This is a genomic window from Streptomyces prasinopilosus, from assembly GCF_001419695.1.
In the GTDB taxonomy this organism is placed as follows: Bacteria; Actinomycetota; Actinomycetes; order Streptomycetales; family Streptomycetaceae; genus Streptomyces; species Streptomyces prasinopilosus.
Map to the genome: position 1 here is coordinate 1 of NZ_LIRG01000911.1, position 1,827 is coordinate 1,827.

General features: G+C 74.7%; 1 protein-coding gene and 2 pseudogenes. 1 reads left to right on the top strand and 2 read right to left on the bottom strand.

Annotation, left to right across the window (positions count from 1 at the left end):
* Window positions 1–197 (top strand): annotated as a pseudogene (locus AOK18_RS33740) (hypothetical protein); the annotation flags it as partial.
* An 89-nt stretch (window positions 198–286) separates the two neighbouring features.
* Here the strand turns inward: AOK18_RS33740 and AOK18_RS31500 are convergent.
* Both AOK18_RS31500 and AOK18_RS28395 read right to left on the bottom strand, forming a co-directional pair.
* Window positions 287–1,007, bottom strand: a pseudogene (locus AOK18_RS31500) (alpha/beta fold hydrolase); the annotation flags it as partial.
* Window positions 1,008–1,254: 247 nt separating this feature from the next.
* Window positions 1,255–1,827, bottom strand: a 573-nt coding sequence (locus AOK18_RS28395) for an ALF repeat-containing protein (protein WP_478078858.1), incomplete at its 5' end; no start/stop codon positions are given.

Sequence of the window (1,827 nt, forward strand, 5' to 3'; positions counted from 1 at the left end):
GTGATCAGCACCGTACGCACTCTCCTGCGCGCCGAGGCCTGAACGTGCCCCCTGCGGTCGCCCTCCGTCCCGGAGCCGTCGGCGACCGGCTCCGGGAGGACGCCCCGGACGACGCCTTCGCCGCGTTGCCGGGCGACCTGCTGGAGCCCTGGGTGTCCGCAGGGGAGCCCTGCCGGTCCTTCCGTGCGGTTCCGTGATCCACCCGGCGAGCCGTGGCCGAGCGCCGCCACGGGCCGCCGGGTGTTCGGGGTGCCGGGTGCACCCGGTGATGCCGCGGTCGGCCGGCGGCGGGGAGTCGCCGGGCGAAGCGGCGGACGGCGTCGGTGAAGGCGTCCGGAGCGTCGAAGTTCGCGAGGTACCCCGCCCGTGGGATCGACTCGACGCGGGCGTGGGGATGGGCGCGGGCGAAGTCCGCCTCACCGGAACGGAAGACGGGTCCTTCTCGCCGTTCAGGATCAGTACCGGGACCTTCACCGAACGCATCGCCTCCGGCCCGAAGCGCCCCAGGACCTCGCCCCAGGCTGTCGGCAGGGTGTGGAAGGCGTAACCGGAACGGATGGTCGCCTCCACCACCTCCGGCGGGGAGAGCCACCGCAGCAGCCGGTCGTTCCACCGGGCCGGCCGGTCCGCCGGCGGACGGGAGACCGGTCCGGCGGCCCACCGGTACGGCACTGCCCCGGGGCCGCGGGGGGAGGCGCCGGCTCCCGCGAGGATCAGCCCGCGCAGTCGTTCCGGACGGCGCCGCGCGAACTCCAGCGCGGCGTGACCCCCGAGCGAGTGCCCGACGACGAGCGCCGGCCCGTGGCCGAGCGAGTCGACCGCGGAAGGGATGATCCCGGTCGCACCGCTCAGGCTCCGGGCTGGGCCGAACGCTCCCCGTGGCCGGGCAGGTCGACGGCGACCACCGGGAACTCGTCCCGGAGGGCGGCGAGTTACACGCTCCACTGCCCCGCGCTGAAGCGCGTCCCGTGGACGAGGACGACGGGCACCGCATCCACTGCCGTCATCGGTCTCCAGAGGTGGTGTCGGCCGGCCGACTTCCACCGGCGTGGCCCCTCCCCTCTGGAACGACGGGGGAAAGTGCCCCGGCGGTCGGCCGGTTGCCCGGACCCGTGGGTTCCCCGGCGTGGAGAGGGCCGGTGCCCGGTCGTGCGGGCACCGGACCGCAGCCGGGAACGGGCGGAGGATCCTTCTTCCGGTGCCGGCCGGGAGCGCCTGCTCCCGGCCGACGGGCGCACGGTCGGCCGGGAGGTCCTAGCCGTCGACCTCGTGCCGGCCGACCTCGAGGAAGTGGCGCAGCGCTTCCGGAGTGTGCGCGTCCAAGGCCGCGTTCGCCGCCGCGCGCAGGGCGTCACTGATGCCGGGGTCGGCGAGGATCCTGAGGACGGCGACGCGGTCGTCCTCGAACTGGGCGAGGCGGTAACCGGTCTCGAGCCAGGTGCGTACCTCCTCCGCCGTGCCGTGGTCGAGGAGTTCGTTGATCTCCTGGGTCACCCGCTTGCCGCTGTCGGGGTCGGCGAGGAGCCGGACGATCGCGACGCGGTCGTCCTCGAACTGGGCGAGGCGGTAACCGGTCTCGAGCCAGGTGCGTATGTCCTCCGCGGTGCCGTGGTCGAGGAGTTCGTTGATCTCCCGGGTCACCCGCTTGCCGCTGTCGGGGTCGGCGAGGATGCGGAGGATCGCGATGCGCAGGTCGTGGATGTCCATCCCGTCGTAGGGGGAGCCCGTGTCCGACGCCGCCGCGGCGGCCGTCGGCGGCACGGGGGCGGCGAAGGACGGAGTGGAGAGCAGCAGGGCCGGAGCGAGGGCGCCGGCGGCCACGGCGAG